This is a genomic window from Variovorax sp. 10N420 (assembly GCF_056394705.1).
In genome coordinates this window covers 697,041-718,067 of sequence record NZ_JBFTIJ010000002.1, presented here as the reverse complement: position 1 = coordinate 718,067, position 21,027 = coordinate 697,041, and the positions used below count along the sequence as shown (strand labels likewise).

Below are 21,027 nucleotides of genomic sequence, written 5' to 3'. Positions count from 1 at the left end.
TTCAGGTGGGAGATCTCCAGCCTGTCATCGGGACTGCCTTGATCAGCCGCGTCTCCTGCGCCGTGATCAGGTGCTCAGACGCTTTCAAATAGGCAGGGAAGTCTGGGTGCGCATCGCGCGCCTGGCAGCGCCGTTCGTAGTCGGCCAGGTCGTCATAGCCCCAAAGATGCACGAACTGGTTGAGCGGGCCGACATGGCTCACGTAGAAGCCCAGCGGCGTACCCAGCGTCTCCATCAGGAACGGCAGAGCCATCCGGTTGAAGACCTCGAGGAATTCCGGCATCTTGCGCAGCCGGATCGTGTAGATGCGCTGATCGACCAACGGCTTAGGCGGGTATGACATCGGCTTGACTTTCGGTCGTGGGAGTCATGTTGGTCGTTGAAGAAAGCGCCGCCTCCAGCCCGGCCAAGTGGCGCCCGGTGATGTAGCCGAAGGTCATGATCGGCCCCAGCGTGATACCGGCGCCCGGGTAGTTGCCACCCATCACGCTGGCGCGGTCGTTACCCACCGCGTAGAGGCCCACGATCGGCTGGCGCTGCGCATCGAGCACGCGCCCCACCACGTCGGTGGCGATGCCATCGAAGGTGCCCAGGTCGCCCATCACCACGCGCAGCGCGTAATAGGGACCCCGGCCGATCGGCGCCACACAGGGATTCGGCTTGTTGTCCGGGTCCGCGAGGTAGCGGTTGAAAGAGGTCGTGCCGCGGCCGAACTGGCGATCTTCACCGTGCACCGCGCCTTCGTTGTACTCGCGCACCGTCCGCTCAAGCCCGGCCGGGTCGATGCCGGCCTTCTGGGCCAACTCGCGCACCGTGGCGCCTTTGAGCAGATAGCCGTTGCGCACCAGCGGCCCGAGCGGCATCGGCGCCGGCTTGGCATAGCCCATGCCGTACTTGCCAATCGTGGCCTGGTCGCAGACCAGCCACATGCCGGTGTCTGCGCCCTGCCCTGACGCGACCATCGCCGCGCCCACGTCGTGGTACGAGTTCGATTCGTTGGTGAAGCGCCTGCCGTTCGTCAGCACGCCGATGATGCCGGGCTTGTAGCGGTCCAGCAGATGCGGAAAGGCGCCGTACTCACCGTTGCCCAGCGGCACCTTCGATGTCGGCATCCAGGCGGCCGGCGAGCTGAAGCGAATCTCCACGCGCCCGCCCACCTTCTCGGCCATGCGTGCACCGTCGCCGGTATTGCCCCGGGGCACCGGTGAGAAATGCTCGCCACCTGCGCGCACGTGCGGGTAGGCCTGGGCGATGCGCTGCAGGTCATGCGAGAAACCGCCGCCGGCCAACACCACGCCCTTGCGAGCGACGATGCGCTGCAAGCCTTCTGGCCCCTTCACCAGTGCACCGATGACGCGACCGTTTTCGATGATCAGTTCCTGCGCCGGCGTGCTCGTGCGAATCGGAATCTTCAGGTCGAGCGCCGATTTCGCCAGCCGCGCCGCCAATGCATTGCCGCTCGTCACATTGATACCGCGCCGATAGAGCACCAGTTCCTTCACATGGTTGAGCAGGCGCTTGACGACGTACTGGAACGAAGCAAAGGACTTGCTGAAGCGGAAGAAATGCTTGAGATCCGCGTTGGCGGAGTTGAACATCATCCCGATGAAGGTGATGGTCGCGAGCGGCTGGCGCAGCCGAGCCATATCCGGCCCCAGCGCGCGGATGTCGTAAGGCGCAGCAAGGATGGAACGTCCGATGTCCACGCCGCCGGCCGCGTCGGGATGGTAGTCGGGGTAGAGCGTGGGGATGAATCGCACCTCCGTCTCACTTTCGAAGAACTCCACCATCTCGGGGCCCCTGTCGATGAAAGCCTCGACCGCCGGAGCGTCGTACCAGCGCCCCGTTTCGGCCTTCATGTAGCGAATGACGGCCTCGCGCGTATCGGCGTAGCCGGCCTTCTTCGCATGCGGCGACAGCGGAATCCACAGCACGCCGCCGGAAAAGGCAGTGGTGCCGCCGAACACCGGCTCCTTCTCGACGACGATGACATCCAGGCCGTTCTTCGTGGCAGTGATGGCGGTCGAGAGGCCACCGGCGCCCGAGCCGATCACCAGCACGTCACATTCCGTCGTGGGTAGTTCATTCATTTTCATGCGAGGGTCTCCTGCGCTGCGGCACCGCGGCGAAGCTGGTCGAAGTAGTGGCTCATTTCGGCTTCCGCCGCGTCGGGGTCGCGCTCGCGCATGTGCGCGAGGATCTTCCGGCGCACCGGCACGAGCTCAGGACGGGCCCGAAGTGTGGAATCGGTCTGCAGCACATGCCGCAGCAGCGTCGTGAGCGTCTCCGCCACGACCACCAGCACGTCGTTGTGCGCGGCCTTGGTAACCAAGCGGAAGAACTCGATGCTGGCCTCGGCACGATGCGCTGCATCCTGATAGTTTTCGATCTCGGCGATGTTGCTCTCGATGGCGTCGAAGTCCTCCGTCGCGCCGTTCTGGCATGCCAGGCGCAGCAGCATGCAATTGATCAGCCGCCGCGCCTGGTCGAGGTGGAGCGAATCGAGCTGTCCGCTCGCCGCCAACTCACGCAGCGACTGCGCCAGCATCATGTAGGCGCCCTTGTAGAACACCAGCGAGGCTTCCTGCCGGCCGTGGTCGAACTTCGCCACCTGGCCGAGGAAGAGCGCGTGGTCGCCGGCGAGGTGCTCGGCGAACTTGTCACATTCGAAGGTGGCCACGCTGCCGGCGATCACCGGCAGCCCGCGGTGACCCGACGTCCATGCCACGCCGTCGAACTTGTCGACGACGGCACCACTGGCGAAGCGCGCCGACAGCTCCTTCTGGTCCTCCGCCAGCACATTGATCGCGAAGGCACCGCTCTGACGGAAGGCCTCCAGGCTCTTGCTGGCCAGTCGCAGGCCCCAGGACACCAGCGGCGGCTCCAGCGACACCGAGCTGAAAGAGTTGCAGGTGAGTCCGATCGGTTTTCCATCGGAGCCAGTGGTGGTGATGATGGCGACGCCAGTCGGGAAGCTGCCGAGCGCGCTGCGGAAGGCCCGCACGTCGAAGGCGTTCTGCGTGTCAGCGGACGCGAGGTTCGGGTTCGTCACGGGTTTGTTCCAGAAGTTGAATGGTTAGACCATTATAGATATACTGGCCTACCATTTCAACCAAGGGGACCCACCCAATGACTCGTCGAGTTGCCATCATTGGCACCAGCGCGATCCCGGTCGGCCGCCACCAGACCAAGGCGGAAGAGCCGCTGCAGGTGCTGGAGCAGGAGATCATGACCAAGCTGGTGGTCGAGGCAGTCGCGGACGCCGGCGTCGAGAAGAAGGACATCGGCAGTCTGGTGCTGACGCTGCCCAGGCCCTACACGCTGCAGAAGTACTTCTCCACTTTCCTGGTCAGCCATCTGCGTCTGCAATGCACCGGCAGCGTGCTGGAGGTGATGGGCAACGGCATGACTGGCGCTGTCTGCTTCGACCGGGCCTGCGACGAGATCCTGCTCGGCCGCACCGAGGTCGCGCTCGCGCTGGGCATCAACATGGAGGCGGCCACGCCGGCCTCCGAGCACGCGATGAGCAGCATGCGCACCACGGGCGACGTGGACTTCCATGCCTCGGGCGGCTTCATCCCCATCAGCTGGTACGCCATGGATGCCATGCGCTACATGCACGAATACGGCGCCACGCGCGAGCAGCTGGGTGCGGTCGCTGTCAAGAACCGCTGGCATGCCTCGATGAACCCGCTGGCGCAGTACCGCAAGCCGATCACCCTGCCGGAGGTGCTGGAGCAGCGACCGATCGTGGAGCCGCTGGGCCTCTATGACGTGCCGGGCCGCAGCGACGGCGCGGCCTGCCTCGTGCTGGCGTCCGAGGAGGTCGCGAAGTCGCTCGGCCGCCCCTATGCGCTGGTGCGCGGGCGCGGCTTCTGCCATGACGGGTCGCACCAGATCAACGAGGTGCCGAACGACATGACCGAGCTGATCGCCGCAAAGCAGGCGGCCGCCACGGCGTACGCGCAGGCAGGGCTCGCCGCGAAGGACATCAACGTGGCCGAGTTCTATGCGCCCTGCACCATCGTCGAGGTGCTGGTGAGCGAGGCGGTGGGCTTCTTCGGGCGCGGGGAAGGCGCACCTGCCGCCGCCGACGGCCGCACAAAGCTCGGCGGGCAGATTCCGATCTCGACCTCTGGCGGCCTGACCTCGCGCGGCCATCCGGCGTACGTCACATCCCTCTACAACTACTGCGAGATGGCCGACCAGCTGCGTGGCCGCGCCGGCGAACGCCAGGTCGCGGGTGCACGCCTGGGCCTGACTACCGGCGAACTCGGCAACTACAACGCCGCCCTTGTCCACGTGATGGAGGCCCAACGATGACGCTCGAGATGATTCCCGTGGGACGTACGCGCGCCTACCCGCCGCGCGTGTCGGCCTTCACGCAGACCTTCTGGGAAGGCCTTCGCGACGGCCGCTGGCAAAGCACCTGCTGCGAGGCCTGCGGCAAGTTCACCTTCCCGCCCAAGCCGGTATGCCCGTATTGCTGGTCGCCGCGGATGCAGTGGAAAGAGCTGGGACAGCGCGGCACGCTCTATTCATGGACACGCATCCATGCCGCACCCAAGGTGTTCGTGGACGAAGCGCCCTATGCCGTGTGCGTGGTCGACCTCGACATTGGCCTGCGAATCGCCACCCGTCTCGTCGAGCGGGATGGCAAGCCGTTCGAGTGCGGCATACCGGTCGAACTCGTCGTCCTTCAGTACGAGGACGGGCCGCTGCTCGCCTCGCGTCCGCTCTAGTAAAGGATTCACCCCTTGTTCTACGAATTCCGCACCTATACCTGTGCTCCGGGCAAGTTGCCCGCAGTCCTCAAGCGCTTCGAGACGACCACCCTCGGACTCTTCGAGAAATACAGCATCCGCCGCGTGACGCCGGTCTTCACCGTGGCCGTCGGCGAAGACAACATGCAGGTCAAGTACATGCTCCAGTGGGAATCGCACGAGGAACGCGACCGCGCATGGGCGGCTTTCCGTGCCGATCCCGCTTGGCAAAAGGCCCTGGCCGAGTCTGACAAGGACGGCCCGGCGGTCGTCAGGATCGCCAATGAGCTACTCGCGGCGGCGTTTCCGCTGGCCGGTTGAACGGGGCGAGGGGCTAGAATCCGCGCCGTGAGCCACGCCGACCTCCGCACGAAAGAAGCCTTCGAATCCTCCCTTGGATTCGAGCCCATCGCACCCTCGCGCGCGTTCGAAGAGATCGCGGCGCAGATCCGCGACCTGGTGGCCACCGGCCGGCTCAAGCCCGGCGACCGCCTCCCCGCCGAACGCGATCTCTCCGCAAAATTCAAGGTCAGCCGCAACACACTGCGCGAGGCGCTGCGTGCCCTCGAACTGAGCGGAATGATCGAGCTGCGCAAGGGCGCCGCCGGCGGCGCCTTCGTGCTTCCGGGCAACTCCGGCGTGGTCGTCAACGGCCTGCGGGACCTCTATCACCTCGGCGCCATCAAGCCCGCGCATCTCACCGAGGCGCGCGTCTGGCTGAGCGAGATCGTGGTGCGGGTGGCCTGCGAGCGCCTGACCGAAGACGATCTGAAGGCGCTCGAACTCAACGTGGCACAGGCCACCAAGGCCGACAAGGCCGGCAACTTCGAGGAGCGCGCGGACTTGCATCGCGAGTTCCACAACCTGTTGGCCGCAGCCACCCGCAACCCCATCATCGAGATCACGATGGAAGGTGTGATGGAAGTGATGCGCGAGTTCGTCAAGGCCATCGGCCCGAGCGACAACCCCTACACCCTGCCCTCGCGCCGCCGGCTGCTCAAGCACCTGCGTGCACGTGACGCCGATGCAGCGGTCGCCGAGATGAACAAGTTCCTGGAACGCCTGCAAGCGAACTACATGGAACTCTGGAACTCGCGCAAGCAGTGAGTCATGCGGCAGCGGTCGCCGCGAATCGTCCTGCCCGCCTCCCCGACGTCACTGCCCAGCAGATGTGATGGCCGTTGCCGGCCAGAAGCGCGCCGCCCTGCCCTGCGGCGCCCGCCGCGTAGAGCCTGGGAATCATGCTGTCATCCGCACGCAGCACCTGGTGCGAGCCGTTGACCGCCAGTCCGCCATCGGTGATGACGATCCTTGCCTCCAATGGGCCGAGCGCATGCAGCGGCGATTGCCATTGGCGACTCCTCAAGGTGCTTTCGAGCGCATCGGCCGGCAGTCCCATCGCACGAGCCAGCGCCGCTGCGGTGGTGCCAGTGCGATACAGGTCCTTGCGATGCCGCCGGTAGTCCGGCAGGTAGGCGAAGGCGACACCCGGAGCGGTCGAGACATGGTGCGGCGGCGCCGAGAACCTGCGCGCGAGCGCATCGTCGAACACCAGCCAAGCCTGCCCGCCCGGCTGCGCGGCGATCGCGAGACCGGGTGCCAGCTGTTCGTCGGCGAAGCACTCGCCGTCGCGGTTGACCAGCACGGCGCCGCTGCGCACCAGGCTTGCTTCCGGCCCCAGCGAGGCGGTCATGAAGGACATCACGAAGGGACGAAAGAGCGCGGCCGGCAGTGCCGCGAGCGCCAGCGCCATGAGCTTGCCGAGCGCCCATGAAGGCGGCAGCCGCTGTACCAGGCTCGGTCTCGCCGGCGCGCCGAAGCGCAGGCCGGGGCCGAAGACCACCTCGCCGTTGACGATGCGCGCGCCGATCGCTTCGGCCAGCCGGTGGCCGTCGCCGGTCGCCGTCGGGTTGACGCCCGGGACGTGCGCTAGCTCCGGCCGAAAACGTGCCTTCAGCGCAGCTCCGTTGCTGTAGTCGCCGGAGCAGAGGATCACGCCGCGCCGCGCGGTGATCTCCACACGCCGCCCGTCGATGAGCGCTTCGACGCCCCCTACACCGCCGTCATCCGCGCGCAGCAGTTCGGTCGCCCGGGCACCGCACAACACCCGCGCGCCGCGGCGCTTCGCCTCCCTCGACAGGTAGTAGGGATAGGCCCGCGAGTTCGGCAGCACGTTGTGCATGCGAGGATGGCGGTGCGGGGGATCGGCAGTGGGCCCGTAGAAGCTCAGCCCCAGCGACATCAGCCAGTGCAGCGTGTCGGCCGCGTTGTCCACCAGCAGGCGCCGGAACGCGCGGTTCTCCTGCGACGCGAACGGGCCCATGAAATGGTCCATGTCCTCGAAGTGCTCGTCGGGCGAATCGACGATGCCGGCGCGCTGCTGCAGGCGCGAGCCCGCAGCATTGATGGAGCCGACGGACAGCCGGCTGCTGCCGCCCGGGACCGGGTTCTTCTCCAGCACCAGCACGCTGGCGCCTGCGGCAGCCGCCTCGATGGCGGCAGCGAGCCCGGAAGCGCCGCCGCCGACCACCACCACGTCGGCCGCGTCCACGCCATCCCACTGGCGAGAGGACGTCCCGCTCACACGATCTTCACTTCCTGCACGAGATACACGGCCACGGACTCAAGCAGCGGGTCCTCGAAGACCAGCCCGCGGCCGGCGGGCGATTCCAGCGCCGCGCGCGCCGAAGCGGCATCGTCGAACCACAGCTCGCCCACCGCCTCGGCGCCTGATGGGTCGCCCGACGGCACGCCGGCCGCCACGGGATGCGCACGATCCACTACGAAGTTCTCCACGAAGCGGCGGGCACCGGGCAGCTCGCACGCAGCGTCACGGTGCGCTGCCAGCCAGCGCTCGCGCAGACCGCCCGGCGTGGCGTCGGCGCGGCAGGTCGACACCCACATCAGCTTGGCCGGCGTCGCCGATCCCGGCATCAACTCATCGGCCTCGATCACGAGGATGGTGATCCCGCCCTGAAATTTGGGAATGTCGAGCTTGCAGGCCGCGTACTGGGGCGACGCATCGGACACTTCCATCGCAGCGATGCTCGGAAAGGACAGCTGCGCGATGCCGTCGATCGCCTGCAGCGGCGAGCCCGGCGCTTCATACAGTCGCTCGCGGATATGGTTCTGCCGGTAGGTGCCCAGGCCAGGCAGACGGGCCGCCAGCGGTCCGTGCACGTCGAGCCAGTGGCTCTTGAACTGCGCCCGCGTCACATCCGCACGCCGGCTGAACAGCGCGCATCGGTAGATCGTCACTTGAGTTCCTTGCCGGCATGCTCCCCCTCGAGGAAGCGGTTGGGCTTGAGGAAGAAGGACAGCACCAGCGCGCCGCCGGGCGATCGGGCCAGGTGCCGGTTGCCCTTCGGGCGCCAGACGAAGTCGCCCTCGCGCACCTCGCCTTCGTCGTCGACGATGCTGCCCTCGAGCACGTAGGTCTGCTCGACCTCCACGTGCTCGTGCAGCGGCAATTGCGTGCCCGGCTGCCAGCGGAACAGCGCTGTCAGCAGCCCGCTGGCGTCGTCCTGCATCAGCACCTTCATTTCGATGCCGGGCGTGGGCGTTGGCTTCCAGGGCAGGCTCGCCACGTCCACGTAGCGGGATGCGTCCGCCTCCAGCCCTTCGTGCCCGGGATGGAAGGGCGTGAAGGTCGTCATCGCCCCGTCAGAACTGGTAGCCGTACTTGGCGGCGGCTTCCTTGAAGCCGAAAACGCGCGCGGCGTTCTCACCCAGCACCTTGCGGCGCGACACCTCGCTCATATGGCCCATCTGGCGCTCGATGGCCTGGGCCGAGTGCGGCCAGGTGCCCTCGTGGTGCGGGTAGTCGTTGGCCCACATGAAGTTGTCCTGCAGCCCATGTTCCTCCATCAGGCCGAGGCCGGCGCGGTCCTCCCCGAAAGTCGCGAAGCCGCGCGCCTTGAAGTAGTCCGAGGGCAGCATTTTCAGCTTGGGCCGTACCCAGAAGTGGTGCTTCAGGTAAGCCTCGTCCATTGCGTCCAGCATCCATGGCACCCAGCCGATGCCGGCCTCGACACTGCCGAAGCGCAGGTCTGGGAAGCGCTCGGCCACGCCCGAGGCGCAGATGTTCACCAGCGGCTCAAGAGTTGGCGACAGCGAGTGCACCACGTAGTTCACCACCGCGCCGCCATTGCCGCGCGTCGTGCGCGGGTCCTTGCCGGTGGAGACGTGGAACGTCGCCGGCACGCCCGCCTCGACGAAGCGCGCCCACATCGGGTCGAACTCCACCTTGTTGTAGTTGAGCTCGTTGGTCTTGGGCGGGCCGAACAGCGGCTTGCATGGCAGCGTGAAGTGACGGAAGCCCAGCTTCAGGCAGCGGTCGATCTCCTTGAGCGTCGCTTCGATGTTGCCGGTGGCCAGCGCCGCGGCCGGCGACAGGCGCTCGACGTGGGGGCCGAAGTTCTCCCAGGCCCAGGTGTTGTAGACCTCGCACTGCGCGTGGGCAAAGTCGGGATCGAACGTGTACCACATGCCCAGGCCCTTGCCGGGGAAGATGATCTCGCCATCGATGCCGTCGAGTTCCAGGTCGTTCAGCCGCTGCTCCACGCTGGGGCCGCGCTCGGAAGCGGTCGCGCCAGCCTTGGAGCGGGCCAGGTCCTCGCCCTCGAGCTTGGCAAGGATGAGGCGGTCAGGCTGCTCCGACGCTTCCATCTTGCGCCACTGCACGCCCTTCTCGTCGATCCACACCTTGGGCAGGCGGTCGCGGTACTTGGCGTCGATGCGCTCGGCCCACAGGTTGCCGGGCTCGTTGGCATGCGTGTCCGCCGAGATCATCAGGTACTTGTTGGCGGCTCCGGGCTGCGGCGACTTCTCCCAACCGGCAGAGCCGGGGGTGTTCAGGCGCCATTGGTTGGCTTCGTTGACGACGATCTCGGTCATGACAGGGGTCCTCGGTGGGAATGCGTGGAAGGTTGAACCACTATATGTGAATGGTTTGACCATTCTAAACAGCGAAGAGCACCTGTCAAGCCCCTGGGCCGGGACGAGCCCTCGCTCGGGGCGGGGGATCAGTGGGAAATCAGCGAGAAGTCTTGCGGGCGGGCGCGGGCACCGACGCGGGCACGGCATCCATGCCTTCCTGCACGATCGTCAGGTACTCGTCCATTCCTTTGGCCGCGGCCTTCGCATCGCGCGCTCGCAAGGCCTTCAGGATGCGCCGACGCACCGGCACCAACTCGGGGCGCGCCTTGCGGCCGGTCTGGTCGATCACGTAGCGGATGATGTCCGACAGCGAATCGACCAGCATCGCCAGCACTTCGTTGCGCGTGGCCCGGGCGATCAGACCGAAGAAGCGCACGCCCGCGTCGGCGCGCTTGGGTAAATCTTCGCTCTTCTCGATCTCCATCATGTTCTGCTCGATGGCGGCAAAATCCTCCTCCGTCGCGCGCTCGCAGGCCAGCTGGATCACCATGCCGTTGATGAGCCGCCGCGCCTCGACCAGACCGGCCAGCGACACACGGCCCAGGAACATCAGATCCTGCAGCGACTGCGTGAGCAACGCCGGGTTGCCGTCGCGGATAAAGGCGCCGCCTTTCACGCCCTTCTGCAGGGATACGACGCCGGAGATCTCCAGGGTGCGCAGCGCCTCGCGCACCGCGGGCCGGCTGACCTGGAACTCCACCGCCAGGTCGCGTTCGGCCGGCAGCTTGTCACCGGGCTTGAGCATGCCGGAGGCTAGGCGCTTTCGGATCTGCTCGCAGATCTCCTCGAAGACGCGACGCGTCTTCACCTCCTGGAAGGACAGCTGCGGAATGGGTTGCATCACTTGGGTCGTCAAAGTTGTGTTGACCGAGGATAGCCCAAGGGCACCAAGGGTCTGACAGCTCAATTTCGTAGACTTGCAATGGACTGACCATTACACTTCATCCATGGCCAACCCTCCCACGATCCACCATCTTCCCGCCGGCCGCGTGCTGGTCTTCGATTCCGCGACCTATGTCGAGAGCCGTGTGGCCCACGCGCCCGATACTGTCGGCGACGTGGTCGTCAACGCCTCATACAGCGGCGTGCTTTGCGCCCGCATGGTGATGCTGGCGAGGCCGCAGGCCGTCATCGGGCTGGACTGTGCGATCGGCAAGGATGGCGCGGGCATCGCGGGCCTGTGGTACTACGAGGCACTGGGCGTGCCGGCCGCCGCAGCCGACGTGATGACCGCCGAGATGGGCAACGGCGCCGATCTGTACGACCACGGCATCGTCAGCCGTGTGAACGACGCAGCGCAGGCGCTGGGCATCACGCCAGGCATGACGGTACGCGATGCCGCGCGCTGCATGCTGACGGGCGAGAATAAGCCCGCGACCTTCGATCCCGCGCGCCGACTCGTGGTGCACACGGCCGATAGCGGCCGCAGCATCGTGTGCACCGATTCCATCGCCTACGCCCGGCCCGAGGACCGCGAGCGCAATGTCCTGTGCACCGCCGGCCACACCGGGCGCAGCGTGGTCGGCTACTTCCGCGACTTCCGCCCCTGGGCCTTCATCTGCTCCGACGGCGGCGGCGGCAAGAACGGTAGCGGCCTGAGCGCGCTCGAGGCCGTAGAGCCCGACGGCATTGCCGGTGCCAGCGTGAGTGCGCTCACCGCACGCATGGGCGATGGCCAGAGTACCTACTTCGACGGCGTGATCAGCGCCGCCAACCGCATCGCCCGCGACAAGGGCGTGCGCGTCGGGCAATCCGCCCGCGAGGCCGCCCTGCTGCTTTTGGCCTGAACATCTCGAAACCCTGGAGAAACTGGATGAAGACCGAATCCCCTTCCGGCCCCTTGCGCGGCCTGCGCGTTGTCGAGTTCGCCGGCATCGGCCCCGGTCCGTTCGCTTGCATGCTGCTGTCCGACATGGGCGCGGATGTCGTCACCATCGACCGGCCCGGCAAGAAGCTGGGCGAGCCGCACAACATCACCGGCCGGGGCCGCAGCGTGGTGCTGGCCGACCTGAAGGACGCCGCCGCGCGCGAGCAGGTGTTCAAGCTGCTGGAGAAGGCCGACGTGTTGATCGAAGGCTACCGCCCCGGCGTGATGGAGCGCCTCGGATTCGGCCCCGACACGGTGCTCACGCGCAACCCGCGCATCGTCTACGGCCGCATGACGGGCTGGGGCCAGGAGGGACCGCTCGCGCAATCTGCCGGCCATGACCTCAACTACATCGCGATCAGCGGCGCGCTCCATGCGATCGGGCCGAAGGACGGCGCGCCCGTGCCGCCGCTGAACCTGATCGGCGACTACGGCGGCGGCAGCCTTTACCTCATCGTCGGCGTCCTGGCGGCGCTGCGCGAGGCGGGCCTTTCCGGTCGCGGCCAGGTGGTGGACGCAGCCATGAGCGACGGCGCCGCCTCACTGATGACCAATTTCGTGAGCCAGCAGATGCGCGGCGTGTTCGGCGAAACGCGCGGCAGCAATCTGCTCGACGGCGGTGCGCCCTACTACCGCGTGTATGAGACCGCGGACGGGGAGCATGTCACGCTCGGTGCGATCGAGCCGCAGTTCTTCTCGGAGTTCTGCGAGCGTGTCGGACTTCCGGCCGAGCTGCACCGCGCGCAGAACGATCGCGCGCAATGGCCCCGGCTGCACGATGAGTTCGCCCGCGTCTTCAAGCAGAAGACGCAGCAGGAATGGACGGCCGCACTGGAAGGCACCGACGTGTGCTTCGCCCCCGTGCTGCCCCTGTCGCGGGCACAGGTGCATCCGCACAACCGAGCGCGCAACACGTTCGTAGAGGTGGAAGGCGTCCGCCAGCCGGCGCCTGCCCCGCGCTTCTCCCGCACGCCTTCGCAGATTCAGGGACCGGCGCCGAAACAGCCAACGCCTGCAGCCGACGTGCTCGAGCGTTGGCAATGAGCGCTGCACCCGGCGCGCGAGTCCGCCTGCTCGCGGCGGCAGCCTTCTTCAGCGCCGCGGCGCTTCGGGTGTGCGATTCGCCGCTGCCGCGCTTCGCTCTCGAATTTCACCGCGGCGCGGGCGATGCAGTCCGCCTCATCGTCGCCTTTGCAGTCGCCTATGGACTGATGCAGCTGTTGTCCGCTCGCGGACCGCTTCGGCAAGCAGCGCTTGATGACGTTTGCGCTCGTCGGCTGCGGCCTCACTTCGGCAGCCGCGGCACGCGCGGACTTCTTCGACGCGCTGCTGGCCTGGCGCGCACTGTGGGGCATGGCGGCGGCTGGCATCGACCGAGCCGCCGAAGACCACCACACCGAGCGATTGGCTCCAAGCGTATGCCGCCCCGCTGCTGCTGCCTGCGGCCGCCCTGTCCGTTGTGGGCGCAGGCTTCGCCCCGCTGCTCCGGCGGCGGGTCAGCGTCGCCGGATAGCGAAGGCACCGCCCGCCGCCAGCAGCACCGAGACCGCCCAGAACACCGCGATCATCCCGACGGCCGAGCCCAGCGCGCCGAACAGCATTGGCAGGAAGGTCTGGCTCGCGCTGGTGATGGTGGAACGCACGCCGACCGCCTCGCCAATGCGGTCCTCGGGCGAATGCCTGTGAACGAGTGCCATCGAGACGGGTTGCCCGCAACCCAGGCTCATCCCGAGCAGGAAGGACGCGACCATCAGCGGCCCGAAGTCGCTCAGGAGCGGGAAGGCCAGGTACCCCAGCGCCGTGACGAACAAGGCGCCACCCATCGTGCCCCATTCGCCCGCGCCGCGCGAGATGCGCGGCAGCAGCAGTCGGATCGCAAAGGTCCCGACGCCGAAGAGGCCCATCAGCGCGCCGGTGCTGGTCGCGCTCAAGCCGGCCCGCACGCCCTGCAGCGGTGCCAGAAAAGTGAACAGGTCCCAGCCCATCGAAAGCAGCCCACTGACAAAGAACACCGCGCGCAGCGGTCCTTGGGTCAGCAAGTCGCCGACGCGCGGCCGCGCCTGAGCGCCCTCCCCCGACGGCGGCAGACGATATCGGGAGGCCGCGCGGCGCAACAGCGCCAAGCTCGCGAGCGCGAAGGCGCACAAGGCCAGAAAGGACCAGCGATGCCCGGAATGATCGATGACCACACCCGCCAGCATCGGCCCCGTGAGCCCCGACAGCGAGAACACGACGGCCATCACGGAGAAGGCATCCGTGCGGCGCTGCGGTGCGCTGGCGCGGCCGATCGCCAGGTTGATTGCGACATGCGCCGACATGTAGCCCGTACCGGTCAGCACGCTCGCGGCATAGAGCGAGGGCATCGAGGGCCATGCGGCGACCAGCAGGCCGGCCACCAGCAGCAGCGCCAGGCCGCCGGCCGCGAAGGGCGCGTAGCCGATGCGGTCCGACCAGCGTCCGATCTTCACCGCGGCCAGCATCGGAACGATCATCACGAGCCCCAGCAGGGTGCCGATCGCCAGCGGCGATGCATGCAGCGCGACTGCGTGCAGCGTGATCGTGAAGCGGTTGCCGGCGAACGCCGCGTGCCCGACCCCGAGCGCGACGATCAGCCCGAGCGGCAGGCCGGCCGAACCTAGGCCACGCAGCGCCACTGCATCAGCGTGTACGACGGCTCGGCCTGCGGGTGGTGCTCGAAGACCCCCTCAACCTCGGCGCCAATCACCACCTGCCGCATCGGATCGCCGAGCAGGTTCCCGAGCATGCGCACGCCGCCGGCCTGCTGCAGCTCCACCAGCACCACGAGGTACGGTCCTGCGCCCTTCAGGCAGGGATGCACTGGGTGCCACACGCGCTCCCAGCTGTAGATGCGGCCGCGCGGCGCGACCTCGACCCAGTCCGGGTCGAAGCGATGGCAGTGGTGGCAGATCCATTCCGGTCCGAACTGCCACGTGCCGCAACCGCCGCAGCGCTGCACTCGCAGGCGGTTCTCGCTCAAGCCGCTCCAGTAGGGCCTGGAGAGGCCGTCCGGCTCGGGGACCGGAATAGGCAAGCCGGGTGGCAGATAGGTATGAGCGCTCACAGTGCAGCCTCCGATCCGAGCATGAGATTGCTGACGGGCGTGACCATCGGCCCGCCGATGACCAGCGCCACGTCGTTGCGCGGCGCCTGCGCGGTGGAGGTGCCGCGCACCTGCCGCACCGCTTCGAGCACCAGCTCGAAGCCATGCATGTAGCACTCGGCCAGATTGCCACCGCTGGTGTTGAGCGGCAGCTTGCCGCTGGGTGCCAGCAGGTTCTCGAGCCGTAGGAATTCGTTGGCCTCGTCCGGATGGAAGAAGCCGTGCTCGGCCAGCGCCATCAGCACGCCGCCGGTGAAGTTCTCGTAGCTCTGCACCACGCCCACGTCCTTCGGTGTGACACCGGCCATGCGGTAGAGATTCGGCGCGACGGTGGCGAAGCTGGAGCTCGCGTAGTTAGGCGTGTTGTGGGGCACCGCGCCCACGCGCTCGTCCGACCCGGTGGCCGCGCCGAGGACGTACACCGGCCTGTTGGGAAAGTCCTTCGCCCGCTCCGCCGGCACCATGATCACCGCGGCCGCCCCATCGTTCTCCATGCAGCAATCGAACAGATGGAAGGGCTCGACGATCCAGCGCGAATCGTCGTACTGCGCCTCGGTCAACGGCTTGCCGTGCATCACCGCTCGCGGGTTGCGCTGGGCATGCGCATAGGACGCCATGGCGATCGCGCGCAGCGCCTCCTGCTTCACCCCGTGATCGTGCATGAATCGGCGCGCCTTCATAGCGAACTTCTGAGCGGGCGACAGCACGCCGTAGGGCGCCTGCCAGGCCATGTCGCCGGAAATCGTCGGCCCGGTGGGCGCCTGCCCGAAGCGGCCGAACTGCCCCTGTGCCAGCGCACGGAACGCGACGACGCAGTCCGACAGGCCGCCCGCGACTGCGGCCGCGCCATTGGCCACTGCCGCGCAATTGCCGCCGCCCCCGCCCCCCCACTGCATGGTGGTGGAGCGCAGTTGCCGCAGCCCGAGCGCGGCAGCCAGGCGCGAGGGATCGTTGCGATCGTTGCTGTACGAGGCGAAGCCATCGATCTCGCGCGGGTCGATCCCGGCATCGCGGCAGGCACCGAGGATCGCCTTGAGCGCCAGCTTGAACTCGGAATCGGGCGACTGGCCATGACGGTAGTAGGTCGTCTCGCCGATGCCGACGATGGCGACGCGACCGCGCAATGTTCGGTTGTTCATGCTCAAAACATCTAACTGTTGAATGGTTGGACCAATGCTATCACAGTGCCTATACTTCGTTCCTCAATCCATGTTTCACGAAGGAGCCGTCAAGCCATGCCGACCCAGAGATCCGTACTCGTCACCGGCGGCGCAGCCGGCATCGGCCTGGCCATCGCTCGCGGCTTCGTCGGGCTGGGGCACCGCGTGCTGTCGGCGGATGTGAGCGAAAGCGTTCAAGCCGCGGCGGACCGGCTGTCCACACCGCACGCACCGGTGCATGCGCAAGTGGCCGACATCGGGAACGAAACGCAGGTGCTGGGTGTCGCGGCACGCATGAAGGAACTGTTCGGCGGCGGCGACATCCTGGTCAACTGCGCCGGCGTCTCCAGCAAGCGCAACGGCCAGCCCGTTCCACCCACCGAGGTAACGACCGCAGACTGGGAGCGCGTGCTGCGAGTCAATCTCACCGCGCCATTCATTCTTTCGCGCGAGTTGATCCCGGGCATGCGCCAGCGGGGCTTCGGCCGCATCATCAACATCGCCTCGCGCGCCGGACGCACTTTCGTGGCACCGGCCGGCGTCGACTATGCCGCCTCCAAGGCGGCCCTGATCGGACTCACGCGGCACCTGGCGGGCAGCTATGCGCCAGATGGCATCACCGTCAACTGCGTCGCGCCGGGCCGGATCGAGACTGCACTGTCCTCGCTTTCCAGTCCGGAAGTCATCACTGCGGCGACCCGCGCGATTCCGATGGGGCGGCTGGGGCACACGGACGAAGTGGCGGCTGCCGTTCTCTTCCTTGCGAGCGAACAGGCGTCCTACGTCACCGGCACGTGCGTGGACGTGAACGGTGGCGTGTTCATGGGCTGAGACAGCCCATGAGCGACCTCACGATGGCGTCAATACCTGCCCACCACACACCGAGATGCACTGCCCCGTCACATAGCCCGACAACGGCGTGACCAGGAACTCCAGCACGTTCGCGCAGTCCTCGACTTCGCCGAAGCGGCGCAGCGGGATGCGCTTGAGTTCCTTCTCGTTCTGCATGCCACGCTCGGCCGCCTGCTTGCGAATGCGCTCGGTCATCATCGAACCGGGCGCGATGCAGTTGACGCGAATGCCCTCTGGACCGAGCTCGTGGGCGAGATATCGCGTGAGAGTAAGCAGCGCTCCCTTCGCGATGGCATAGGGCGCGAGGCGCCCGGCGGCGCGCGACGGGTCGAGCGCGGCCAGGGTGGCGATATTCACGATCACGCCGGCACCCTGCGCGCGCATCGCGGGCAATACCTCCTGGCTGCAGAAGAGAGCGCTGCGGTAGTTCACGTCCAGCATCGCATCGCTGTCCTCGTCCGGCATCTGCGAGGCCAGGCTGCGCTCGACCGGCGTGAAGGCCCCACCGGCGTTGTTGACCAGGATGTCGATGCGGCCGAACTCCGCCATCGTTCTTTCCACGAGGGCGCGCGCGCCCTCGCGCCGACGCAGGTCGCCCTGCACGCCGATGCTGCGGCGGCCCAGGGCGCGGATCTCTTCGGGTACACCCGATGCCGTGAGCCCCTCGCCGAACTCCCGCGCGGACTCAAGGTCGATGTCGGCGACCACCACATCGGCGCCCAGTTGCGCGAGCCGCAACGCGTATGCGCGCCCGAGGCCGCGCGCGGCGCCGGTGACGATGGCCACCTGGCCTTGCAGCGTGGAAGTGATGGCGTTTCTCATTGATCGATCATATTATTGGTCCAACCATTAGGTCAATGTGCGGCAGACATGCTCGTTGCCGCTACGATCCGCCTCATGCCCAACTCCCTCGACCGCGACGACTTCGACGTTGTTCCCATCAATCCGCAGCGCATCTTCCAGGAGGTGGCCAACCAGTTGCGGCGCCTGATCTCGGAAGGGAAGCTGCGTCCCGGCGACAAGCTCCCACCGGAGCGCGAGCTGGCCAAGCGCTTCGGCGTCAGCCGAAATACCATGCGCGAGGCGCTGCGCGCGCTTGAACTCAGCGGCCTGATCGAGTTGCGACTGGGCGCAACCGGCGGTGCCTTCGTGCTGCCGGGCAGCTCGAACGCCGTCGTTGCGGGCATGCGCGATCTCTACTTCCTCGGCGCGATCACGCCGCAGCACCTGACCGAGGCGCGCATCGCGGTGAGCGCCGCGGTGATCCGCGTAGCCTGCGAGCGCATCACCGACGAGGAGATCGACGCACTGGAGGCCAACGTCGCGGCCGCCGCGCGCGCGAAGCAGGCCGGCGATTTCGAAGAGCGGACCCGGCACCACCAGGCCTTCCACGTGATGCTGGCACGGACCACGCATAACCCCGTCCTGATTGCGACGACCGAAGGGATCATGGAGATCACCCGCCAGTTTGTGAAGGCGATCGGCCCGACCGAGCAGCAGGACTACACGCATCCTTCGCGCAAGCGGCTGCTCAAGCACCTGCGCGCGCGAGACGCGGAGAAGGCGGTGTCCGAGATGAGTTCGGCGCTCACCAAACTGCACCGCGGCTACATGGTGAATGCCGACACGCCCGACGCTAACGCGCCAGCACTACGCCGGCCGCCTCGCGATCCCAGGCCTGCGAAAGCCCGGCCTCGAGCTCCTGGCGAAGCCTGAACTTTTCCACCTTCTGGCTCATGGTAGTCGGCAGCGCTTCTCGGAACTGGATGTAGCGAGGCACCATGAAGTAGGCCATGTTGCGCTGGCAATGCGCGACCAACTGCAGCTCGTCGAGCTGCGCGCCGGGCTTCGTGACGATCACTGCCGCCACCTCCTCGTCGTTGCTCGCCGTCGCCACCGGGAAGACCGCGGCGTCGGCCACGCCGGGATGCGTGGCGATGATCTGCTCGACCTCGAAGGCCGAGATGTTCTCGCCGCGACGACGGATGCAATCCTTCTTGCGGTCGACGAAGTAGAGGTAGCCGTCGGCGTCGCGCATGCCCCGGTCGCCGGTGTGGAACCACAGGTTGCGGCGTGACGCCAGTGTGGCCTCGGGCATCTTGTAATAGCCCATGGTGCCGCGCCAGGGTTCCTCGAAGCGCAGCACCATCTCGCCCGGCTCGCCCGTTGGCAGCTCGAAGTCGTCGTCGTCCACGATGCTGACCTGGACGCCGCGCCTCGGCCGTCCGATGGAGCCGAGCTTGTCGCGCGGGTCCCACTCGGTGAAGGACGTGACCATGCCGTAGTCCGACAGTCCGTAGTTGTTCATCGCCCGCAGGCCGAAGCGCTCCTCGAACTCGGCCGCGTACTTCGGCGTCGGTGCCATGCTGACCAGTCGCAGGCAGTTGTCGGCATCGGCGGGCGACGGGGGTTGGCTCCAGAGAAAACTGGACATCGCGCCGAGAAAGTTGGTGATTGTCGCCTTCGCTTCTCGGATCTCATCCCAGAACCTCGACACCGAGAAGCGCCGAGACATCACCACCGAAGCCCCGCAGACCAACGCGGCGCCCGTGGCTGCCAACAGCGCGTTGTTGTGAAAGAGCGGCAGACACACGTAGAAGATGTCTGATGCACGGTAGCCCTGCGCCTCGGCCGCACTGGTGCCATAGGTGAGCGCCGCGGCCTGAGACAGCATGCTCCCCTTGGACGGACCAGTGGTGCCAGAGGTGTAGGCGATCAGCACCAGGTCGCAGAAGCGCGGCTCGATGGCGGGAACGAAGGGCGTCCCGGGGGCGCGCTCGACCAGTGCATGGAAATCGGCGACCTCGAATGCGCCAGCCGATTCGATCGGAGTTTCGCCCTCCTCTCCCGTGCGCACCACGATCACGCGCTTGAGCTGCGGCAGTTCCGGAAGCACTTCATGCAGGCGCGAAGCGAGCGTCGCATCGACGAGCACTATTTCGCAGTCGGACTGGCCGAGGTAGTAGCGCAGCAGTTCGCCGCGCGCGGCCGTGTTGACCGGCACCGATACTGCGCCGATCTTGGCAATGGCGAGAAACACCGCCAGATGCTCGGCCGAGTTGCCCATGAGCAGGCCCGTGTGCCCGCCACGCCTCACGCCGAAGTCCTGCAACGCATGCGCGGCGCGGTCGGTCCAGGCGTCGATCTCGCCGTAAGTGAAGGTGCGGCCGGTGGCCGTCTCGGTCAGGAAGACCTTGTCGCGCGATCGTTGCGTGAATCTGGCGAGCATCTTCGGAAAGGTCAGCTCGCGCAGGGCGTAGGTGTCGGCGGTAACGGCGTTCGGCTCCATGCCAGGGGTCTTCGGACTCATTCGGGCGTGATGTTGTTGCGCTTGATGACAGCGACCCAGCGCTCGTTGTGGCGAGTCAGCAGGGCTCCGAACTCCTCGGGTGTGCTGCTGGTGGCAGTGACGCCGGCCTTCTCCATGGACTCGCGATAGTTGGCGTCGGCCACTGCGACCTTCATCGCCGCGGCGAGCTTGTCCACCACGGGCTTGGGCGTGCCAGCTGGTGCGACCAGGCCGAAGAAGATCTCGATCGTAAGGTCCGGTTGCCCGACCTCCGTCATCGTCGGGAACTGCGGCAGCGCCGGCTCGCGCTTGGGCGTGGTGACTGCGTAGCCCTTGAGCTTGCCTGCCTTCACTTGCGGCGTGGCGGCCGAGGTGGAGGTGAACATGAGGTCGACTTGCCCGCCGAGCTGCGCGTTGACGCCTTCGATCTCGCCTTTGTAGGGCACATGCAGCAGGTCGATCCCGGCGGACTGCTTGAGCATCTCAGCCAGCAAGTGCGGCGCGCTGCCATTGCCCGAGGAAGCGATGCTGATCTTGCCCGGCGAGGCCTTCGCGAGCTTGACCAGTTCACCGAAGTCCTTGGCGGGCAGGTCGGCCCGGGAGGTCAGCGTCCACGACGAGATCGCCGCCAGGCTCACCGGCGCGAAGGCCTTGCGCGGGTCGTAGGGCGGGTTCTTCGTGACGTGGGGCGTGACGCTCATGGGGCTGTTGCCGCCCCACCCCAGCGTGTAGCCATCGGGCTGGGAGCGCGCCACGACACCCATGCCGATCATGCCGCCCGCGCCTGCGCGGTTCTCCACAACGAAGGGCTGGCCGAGCTGCTTCGACAGCAGCGTCGCAATCATGCGGGCGGACAGGTCGGTGGCGCCGCCCGCAGAGAACGGCACGATGATCGTCACAGGCTTGGAAGGATAGGCGTCCGGGCCCTGTGCGAACGAAGTCGCGGCGGCCACGAGCATCGCGGCGGCGGCGAACAGGCGGGCGGTCTTCATAAGATATGTCTCCTGGGTTCTCTCTGGTGAAAAGCGCGAGTGTCC

Annotated in this window: 22 protein-coding genes; 8 read left to right on the top strand and 14 right to left on the bottom strand. The window is 67.0% G+C overall.

The window, feature by feature from the left end:
* Position 1: 1 nt before the first annotated feature.
* The 3 genes from AC1DEK_RS07860 to AC1DEK_RS07850 are packed head-to-tail and all read right to left on the bottom strand — an operon-like array spanning position 2 to position 3,052.
* Positions 2-343: an NIPSNAP family protein gene (locus AC1DEK_RS07860; protein ID WP_478124653.1), complete on the bottom strand. Its 342-nt coding sequence runs from the start codon at positions 341-343 to the stop codon at positions 2-4.
* On the bottom strand, positions 327-2,096 hold the full coding sequence (locus AC1DEK_RS07855; protein WP_478124652.1) for an FAD-dependent oxidoreductase: 1,770 nt from the start codon (positions 2,094-2,096) through the stop codon (positions 327-329). Before AC1DEK_RS07855 ends, AC1DEK_RS07860 begins: the two co-directional genes overlap by 17 nt.
* Positions 2,093-3,052, bottom strand: coding sequence for a flavin reductase (locus AC1DEK_RS07850; RefSeq protein WP_478124651.1), 960 nt, complete (start codon positions 3,050-3,052; stop codon positions 2,093-2,095). The genes AC1DEK_RS07855 and AC1DEK_RS07850 overlap by 4 nt, the downstream gene beginning before the upstream one ends.
* A gap of 77 nt (positions 3,053-3,129) precedes the next feature.
* On the opposite strand from AC1DEK_RS07850, the gene AC1DEK_RS07845 reads away from it, so the two are divergent.
* From AC1DEK_RS07845 to AC1DEK_RS07830, 4 genes are read left to right on the top strand one after another with little or no spacing between them, the layout of a single operon-like run.
* Positions 3,130-4,323 (top strand): thiolase family protein, encoded by a 1,194-nt coding sequence (locus AC1DEK_RS07845; protein ID WP_478124650.1) that lies wholly within the window; start codon positions 3,130-3,132, stop codon positions 4,321-4,323.
* Entirely contained in the window at positions 4,320-4,742 is a 423-nt protein-coding gene (locus tag AC1DEK_RS07840) for a Zn-ribbon domain-containing OB-fold protein (protein ID WP_478124649.1), read from the top strand. Before AC1DEK_RS07845 ends, AC1DEK_RS07840 begins: the two co-directional genes overlap by 4 nt.
* Positions 4,743-4,757: 15 nt before the next feature.
* On the top strand, positions 4,758-5,084 hold the full coding sequence (locus tag AC1DEK_RS07835) for an NIPSNAP family protein (protein ID WP_478124648.1): 327 nt from the start codon (positions 4,758-4,760) through the stop codon (positions 5,082-5,084).
* Between the two features lie 27 nt (positions 5,085-5,111).
* The gene (locus AC1DEK_RS07830) at positions 5,112-5,870 is read left to right on the top strand and encodes a FadR/GntR family transcriptional regulator (protein ID WP_478124647.1); all 759 of its coding nucleotides are present in this window, start codon (positions 5,112-5,114) and stop codon (positions 5,868-5,870) included.
* Between the two features lies 1 nt (position 5,871).
* Here the strand turns inward: AC1DEK_RS07830 and AC1DEK_RS07825 are convergent, their stop codons facing one another.
* The 5 genes from AC1DEK_RS07825 to AC1DEK_RS07805 all read right to left on the bottom strand — a co-directional run bounded on the left by AC1DEK_RS07825 (position 5,872) and on the right by AC1DEK_RS07805 (position 10,509).
* Positions 5,872-7,347 (bottom strand): FAD-dependent oxidoreductase, encoded by a 1,476-nt coding sequence (locus AC1DEK_RS07825; RefSeq protein ID WP_478124646.1) that lies wholly within the window; start codon positions 7,345-7,347, stop codon positions 5,872-5,874.
* Positions 7,344-8,021 (bottom strand): EthD domain-containing protein, encoded by a 678-nt coding sequence (locus AC1DEK_RS07820; protein ID WP_478124645.1) that lies wholly within the window; start codon positions 8,019-8,021, stop codon positions 7,344-7,346. The genes AC1DEK_RS07825 and AC1DEK_RS07820 overlap by 4 nt, the downstream gene beginning before the upstream one ends.
* Positions 8,018-8,419 (bottom strand): cupin domain-containing protein, encoded by a 402-nt coding sequence (locus tag AC1DEK_RS07815; RefSeq protein WP_478124644.1) that lies wholly within the window; start codon positions 8,417-8,419, stop codon positions 8,018-8,020. Before AC1DEK_RS07815 ends, AC1DEK_RS07820 begins: the two co-directional genes overlap by 4 nt.
* A 7-nt stretch (positions 8,420-8,426) precedes the next feature.
* Positions 8,427-9,659, bottom strand: coding sequence for an amidohydrolase family protein (locus AC1DEK_RS07810; protein ID WP_478124643.1), 1,233 nt, complete (start codon positions 9,657-9,659; stop codon positions 8,427-8,429).
* A gap of 139 nt (positions 9,660-9,798) precedes the next feature.
* On the bottom strand, positions 9,799-10,509 hold the full coding sequence (locus AC1DEK_RS07805; RefSeq protein ID WP_478124642.1) for a FadR/GntR family transcriptional regulator: 711 nt from the start codon (positions 10,507-10,509) through the stop codon (positions 9,799-9,801).
* 139 nt (positions 10,510-10,648) lie between these two features.
* On the opposite strand from AC1DEK_RS07805, the gene AC1DEK_RS07800 reads away from it, so the two are divergent.
* Both AC1DEK_RS07800 and AC1DEK_RS07795 read left to right on the top strand, forming a co-directional pair.
* The gene (locus AC1DEK_RS07800; protein WP_478124641.1) at positions 10,649-11,488 is read left to right on the top strand and encodes a hypothetical protein; all 840 of its coding nucleotides are present in this window, start codon (positions 10,649-10,651) and stop codon (positions 11,486-11,488) included.
* Between the two features lie 26 nt (positions 11,489-11,514).
* Positions 11,515-12,612, top strand: a complete 1,098-nt coding sequence (locus AC1DEK_RS07795) for a CaiB/BaiF CoA transferase family protein (RefSeq protein WP_478124640.1) — start codon at positions 11,515-11,517, stop codon at positions 12,610-12,612.
* A 452-nt stretch (positions 12,613-13,064) separates the two neighbouring features.
* On the opposite strand, the gene AC1DEK_RS07790 is transcribed toward AC1DEK_RS07795, so the two are convergent.
* The 3 genes from AC1DEK_RS07790 to AC1DEK_RS07780 are packed head-to-tail and all read right to left on the bottom strand — an operon-like array spanning position 13,065 to position 15,828.
* Entirely contained in the window at positions 13,065-14,222 is a 1,158-nt protein-coding gene (locus AC1DEK_RS07790) for an MFS transporter (RefSeq protein ID WP_478124639.1), read from the bottom strand.
* Positions 14,204-14,650, bottom strand: coding sequence for a Zn-ribbon domain-containing OB-fold protein (locus tag AC1DEK_RS07785; RefSeq protein WP_478124638.1), 447 nt, complete (start codon positions 14,648-14,650; stop codon positions 14,204-14,206). The genes AC1DEK_RS07790 and AC1DEK_RS07785 overlap by 19 nt, the downstream gene beginning before the upstream one ends.
* Entirely contained in the window at positions 14,647-15,828 is a 1,182-nt protein-coding gene (locus AC1DEK_RS07780) for a thiolase C-terminal domain-containing protein (RefSeq protein ID WP_478124637.1), read from the bottom strand. The genes AC1DEK_RS07785 and AC1DEK_RS07780 overlap by 4 nt, the downstream gene beginning before the upstream one ends.
* Positions 15,829-15,924: 96 nt before the next feature.
* Between AC1DEK_RS07780 and AC1DEK_RS07775 the strand changes: the two genes are divergently transcribed.
* Positions 15,925-16,680, top strand: a complete 756-nt coding sequence (locus AC1DEK_RS07775) for an SDR family NAD(P)-dependent oxidoreductase (protein WP_478124636.1) — start codon at positions 15,925-15,927, stop codon at positions 16,678-16,680.
* Positions 16,681-16,698: 18 nt separating this feature from the next.
* Here AC1DEK_RS07775 and AC1DEK_RS07770 read toward each other — a convergent pair whose 3' ends face one another.
* Complete coding sequence (locus tag AC1DEK_RS07770; protein ID WP_478124635.1) at positions 16,699-17,523, bottom strand: SDR family NAD(P)-dependent oxidoreductase; 825 nt, start codon at positions 17,521-17,523, stop codon at positions 16,699-16,701.
* Between the two features lie 75 nt (positions 17,524-17,598).
* Here AC1DEK_RS07770 and AC1DEK_RS07765 point away from each other — a divergent pair, with 75 nt between their 5' ends.
* Positions 17,599-18,417, top strand: coding sequence for a FadR/GntR family transcriptional regulator (locus AC1DEK_RS07765; RefSeq protein ID WP_478124634.1), 819 nt, complete (start codon positions 17,599-17,601; stop codon positions 18,415-18,417).
* On the opposite strand, the gene AC1DEK_RS07760 is transcribed toward AC1DEK_RS07765, so the two are convergent.
* Both AC1DEK_RS07760 and AC1DEK_RS07755 read right to left on the bottom strand, forming a co-directional pair.
* The gene (locus AC1DEK_RS07760; RefSeq protein WP_478124633.1) at positions 18,338-20,011 is read right to left on the bottom strand and encodes an AMP-binding protein; all 1,674 of its coding nucleotides are present in this window, start codon (positions 20,009-20,011) and stop codon (positions 18,338-18,340) included. The two genes, AC1DEK_RS07765 and AC1DEK_RS07760, sit on opposite strands and share 80 nt — an antisense overlap.
* Positions 20,008-20,982, bottom strand: a complete 975-nt coding sequence (locus tag AC1DEK_RS07755) for a Bug family tripartite tricarboxylate transporter substrate binding protein (RefSeq protein ID WP_478124632.1) — start codon at positions 20,980-20,982, stop codon at positions 20,008-20,010. The genes AC1DEK_RS07760 and AC1DEK_RS07755 overlap by 4 nt, the downstream gene beginning before the upstream one ends.
* Between the last annotated feature and the right edge of the window lie 45 nt (positions 20,983-21,027).